The 4,663-nt window shown below is 31.4% G+C and carries 3 protein-coding genes; all 3 read right to left on the bottom strand.

The window, feature by feature from the left end:
* Window positions 1–273: 273 nt before the first annotated feature.
* The 3 genes from ACMZ42_RS26790 to ACMZ42_RS26780 all read right to left on the bottom strand — a co-directional run bounded on the left by ACMZ42_RS26790 (window position 274) and on the right by ACMZ42_RS26780 (window position 4,254).
* Window positions 274–1,167: a patatin-like phospholipase family protein gene (locus ACMZ42_RS26790; RefSeq protein ID WP_376079078.1), complete on the bottom strand. Its 894-nt coding sequence runs from the start codon at window positions 1,165–1,167 to the stop codon at window positions 274–276.
* A gap of 192 nt (window positions 1,168–1,359) precedes the next feature.
* Window positions 1,360–3,042: a methyl-accepting chemotaxis protein gene (locus tag ACMZ42_RS26785; protein ID WP_415733380.1), complete on the bottom strand. Its 1,683-nt coding sequence runs from the start codon at window positions 3,040–3,042 to the stop codon at window positions 1,360–1,362.
* A gap of 39 nt (window positions 3,043–3,081) precedes the next feature.
* Entirely contained in the window at window positions 3,082–4,254 is a 1,173-nt protein-coding gene (locus ACMZ42_RS26780) for an ATP-grasp domain-containing protein (protein ID WP_415733379.1), read from the bottom strand.
* Window positions 4,255–4,663: the final 409 nt, after the last annotated feature.

Genomic DNA, 4,663 nt, shown 5'->3' with positions numbered 1-4,663 from the left:
TTTGATGTCCAAAATTTTGTTTCGTTCACCAACTCAAGGCTAGCTACTAAAAACTTTATTGATTACGTTTTGCTTGTTCAGTTTTCAAGGTTCATTTACAATCATTATCTCTTTGTTAAGAGTTAACTTTTATATAATAACATGTTTCACACATACTGTCAAACAGTTATTTTATTTTTTATATTGTTCTAGTTGCATGTTTATCAGCAACTTTTATATAATATCATCTACTTCATAGAGCGTCAATAGTTTTATTCATTTTTTTCAAAAGTTTTATAACTTAAATCTTGGCCACGCTTTTAAAAATTGAATAGTACGGTTTCTTCCAATCTCTAAAAGTGTTTCTTTAGTCTCTTCATCTAAATCAAATTGAGTAGCGCTATAATCATCGACAGGAATGAAAATAATATCTCTTTCATGCCGTCTTGAGATATATCTTTCATCATGAGCATCTTTCATAGTAGAAAATAAAGCTTCAAATAAATTTAATCCATTTTTAATTTCATGTGGGTGTTGTTCTTCTCTACGTCTACTCAATTTAAGCCCTATAATCGGCCGCACCTTACGTCCTTCTCTATCATCAAATACCCATAACGGAAAATTACTCAATACACCGCCATCTACAATAACTGAATCTCCTTTTCCTGTTTTTAATGTAACTGGTTCAAAGAAAAATGGTATACCACAACTCATACGTAAAGCACTTGCAACAGAAAATTTTTTCGCATCAATATGATAATTTTGTAAATCATCCGGTAACACCATCATTTTGCCATTTGTTAAATCTGAGGCCACTAACTTTAATGAATCTCTAGGTAAATCTCCGAACGTATAAACACCTTTTGCAGCTAATTTTTGAAAAAACCATTTTTCTAATGCTTTTCCTTTATATAAACCTAAATGGTGATAAACATTAACCCACTTCATAAACGGGAATGGTAAGATAGTTTTCCTTTGATCTAATAATGAAGGTACATCCAACTCTTCTAACATAGTCTGGATTTCTTTTCCGCTATATCCCGCAGCAATAAAAGCAGCTAATATGGCCCCGGCACTCGTCCCAGCTACCCGTTTAAAGCGAAAATTTTCAGCTTCTAGTACTTGATACGCCCCAACTAGTGCAAACCCCTTCAAACCACCACCAGAAAAAACACCATCAATCCACAAAATTCCCTCTCCTTTTTCAAGTAATCTTTACATTATATAAAGAGTTATATACAAATAGAACGAACTCAATGAGTATTTTGTCGAATTTACAAACGACTTTGATACTGACATACGGATCTAAAAATAGTAAAAGGATTAGCTCTGTTCAAGATAGAGCTAATCCTTTTAACTTAGTTAATGTTATTGCTTAGATTACTTAATTTTAAAATGTGCAATTTGACCTTTTAAGTTTTCAACCATCTCGTTTACTTGATTAGCAGTTCCTAGCATTTCTTCCATAAAAGCAGATTGCTCTTGCATAGTTGAAGCAATATTTTGGGTACCTGCTGATGTTTGCTCCAATGATTGCACAGTTGTCTCAGTAGTCCCTAATACTTGTTCAGAGCTTGCTGATATTTGTTCTACTGTTGAAGCAATTGATTGCGTTCGCATACTAATGTTTGAAATTAGAGATGAAATTTTTCGGAAAGTATCTCCAGCCAATCTTATTGCGACAGTCTCTTGATCAATTTCATTTACTACTCTCGTAATAGCGTCAACAGATTCATTAGAATTGTTTTGCATTTCAGAGATTAATTTAGTAATGTCATTAGCAGATTGGGCAGATTGTTCTGCTAAATGTCTTATTTCATCCGCAACAACAGCAAACCCTTTTCCATATTCACCTGCACGAGCAGCCTCAATAGCTGCATTTAGTGCAAGTAAATTAATTTGATCTGAAATACTTGTAATTACATTTGTAATTTGTCCTACTTCTTTAGAACGTTGATGCATTTGTTCTGTCATTTGCATAGAGGCTTTTGAAAGCTCGTTAATCGAATCAATTCCTTGTACGGATTGTTGAATAACATTATTACCTTGATTGGATTCTTCAGATGTCTTAATAGATTCATCAGAGACATTCGTGGTAGATTCCGTAATTTCTACTATACCCTCTGATATTTCTCTAATCGCAATTTGATTTTGAATAGCCCCAGTTGTTACCATTTCGCTACTTACTGAAACTTCCTGAATCGCCGCTGATACCTGATTAGTCATTTCTGTCACTTGCTCTATACTTTGAGTCAATTCTTTAGACCCATTTGCTACATAGTCTGCTGTTGAGGATACATGCCCTATAACATCTTTTAGCTGTACTTGCATACTATTAAAACTTGATGCAAGCTGACCAATTTCGTCATTACTTGAATTTTTTATTTCCTGCGTTAAATCACCAGCTGCAATTACTTTAGTGTAATCTACAAGTTGATTTAACGGTTTAGAAATTCTTTTAGCAGTGAAATATGCTAATATACCACTTACCACAATAAATATAAGTGCTAATAATACACATACTTTTATTAATAAATTTTCTAAATCAACTATAAAATCTGCATCTTCATCTAATCCTAAGACAGAATCTGTTCCTTGAACTTGTAAAAATGTAGACTTATGAGCACCGTAATCATCTATATAAATATCACTTGTAACCATTTTAGTTGTGCCTAGCGCTGCTTTTTGTTCATCTGTAAACGCTAGTGGTGATAAATACTTATCGTCATTGCCTAAAAATAAAATGACTTCTTTATTATCTACTTTACTCATAATATACACATTTTCTAAATCATACTTTTCTTGAAATGCATTTCCTCTAGACAATAACTCTTGATATGCACTTTTGTTTGTTTTAGCACTATTGATTAATTCTTTATCAAATAGCTCATCAAAATCCTCCATTTTCATCGTTAAGCTCTCTTCAAACTGAGGAATAATATACTCATCAATTAAACGTTCAGCTACAATAAAAATGGCAAAGCTAAAAATTGTGCTTATAACAACAATAGGCATTAATACGTTTAATAATATTTTCTTTCTAATTGTCATACCTTTAAACATCATTAACGCTCCTAACTGTAATAAAAAAATTAATCATTATTAAACAAATACCAATTCATTTAACGTAATATATTGATTCAGATCTAAGTTCAATAACCTTGTATTCTCATTTAAATCCGGTGATTTATGAAAGATTACAGCAAAGGTAGAGCTTTCATTCACTTTCATTGGCCGATATTCTAAAATTTCACCAAAATTTAGTTTAAACGCTTCATGATTAATAGATACAACTTGCTTACAATCAATAGAGGCATCTATTTCAGCACAACAAAAACTATAAATTGAATCATCCATTTGATTAACTATATTTTCCCAATTAGGCTTTTGTTGTTTAAAAAAGTACTCACATGCGTTTACACCATATGCATGAACGCCAAGTTCATTTGTACCGATACCAGCAAATCTAAGTGGATTTACTTCAATTGGAACAATCTGTCCCTCATTATCGATGCGAATTTCAATATGTATAGGGGCAAGTTTTAAAGCGAAGAACGATGAAATAGTTCCTAAAAATTCTTGAATTTTGTTGAGGGACTCATTTATTACTTGCTTACTCGTATAGTAAATTCTATCGCTCATGTCTTTCTCATGCCTAAACATTCTTTTAAAAAGATTTAAGATAACAGGTTCCCCGTCTTCTGTAAAATATACGTCAACAGCGTATTCATCACCTTCAATTAATTTCTCAATTATAAATGATTGGTTATTAATAACTTCGATTGGATAGTCTGAACTTGTAACTTCCATTTCAAATTTAAGTTGTTTAATAGTTTCTTTATATTCTTCTACCTTATCAATACGATGTACACCTATACTTGAATATCCTATAACAGGCTTAACAATAATAGGGAAAGGTAGAGCACTAGGATCTAATTCTTCTAATTCTTTTAGAGAAACTTCTGTGAAAAAGAAATCTTTATAATGTCTACTTAATGTTTTCCTGAAAGTAACTTTATTTTTCAAAATATCTGTAACAGTTGTTAAATAGTGATTAGGTGCATATTTTGATAAAATATTAAGTCCATTTTCAGAGTTAAAGAGAATTGGACAATTCCTCTTCTCTAATTCAATCAACAAATCGTCTACCTTTTTTAAATCTATAGTAGATTCGTTTGGTATAAAAACTTCATTTAATTTGATAACTGGAATTTTATTCTTACTAATTGTGTGCGCTAATAAATCAGAAACATAAGGTCTATCTAGTATTATCAACTTTTACACTCCTATCCATATATTTTTTACATATCCATATCCTAAAAGAATCTATAAAAGTATGTAAAAATGACTATTACCTATTCTAATATATAATACCTATAAAATCCATAATTTTGACTTTTTATACCATGGGTAATATTACATTGAAGTTAATAAAAGCACACTTAAATATCTAAACATCAATGAGTATATTTAACTATTTGAAAATTAATTTTTGCTAAAGTAAATAACTAAAAAAAATCAAGAAGCTAATTTAAGCTTCTTGGTCTATTACTATTTGTATAATTTTGTATAAAAAAACAGCCAGCATACAGCTGACTGTTTACATTGCCTAGCGACGTCCTACTCTCACAGGGGGAAGCCCCCAACTACCATCGGCGCTAAAGAGCTTAACTTCCGTGTTCGG

This window comes from Lysinibacillus sp. NPDC056185, assembly GCF_047737915.1.
Taxonomy (GTDB): domain Bacteria; phylum Bacillota; class Bacilli; order Bacillales_A; family Planococcaceae; genus Lysinibacillus.
Note: the sequence above shows the minus strand (reverse complement) of the source record. Positions and strands in the feature narration are given on the sequence as shown.

Coding starts and splice junctions, on each gene's coding strand:
- ACMZ42_RS26785 (WP_415733380.1), bottom strand. CDS start 3,042: ATGTTTAAAGGTATGACAATTAGAAAGAAAATATTATTAAACGTATTA.